General features: G+C 50.7%; 1 rRNA gene. It reads right to left on the reverse strand.

The window, feature by feature from the left end:
• Positions 1–270, reverse strand: a 16S ribosomal RNA gene (locus ACTHSQ_RS11280); the annotation flags it as partial.

A 270-nucleotide genomic window follows, 5' to 3' on the forward strand; every position in this document is an offset into this window, starting at 1 on the left:
GAGATGTGTATAAGAGACAGGACTACTAGGGTATCTAATCCTGTTTGCTCCCCACGCTTTCGTGCCTCAGTGTCAGTATTGGGCCAGGTAGCCGCCTTCGCCACTGGTGTTCCTTCCGATCTCTACGCATTTCACCGCTACACCGGAAATTCCACTACCCTCTCCCATACTCGAGTCTTCCAGTCTTATCTGACCGCCCCAGGTTAAGCCCAGGGATTTCACAGATAACTTAAAAAACCACCTACGCACTCTTTACGCCCAGTAATTCCG

Origin of the sequence: Neisseria sp. P0009.S008 (assembly GCF_051958615.1) — a bacterium.
GTDB classification, from domain to species: Bacteria; Pseudomonadota; Gammaproteobacteria; order Burkholderiales; family Neisseriaceae; genus Neisseria; species Neisseria subflava.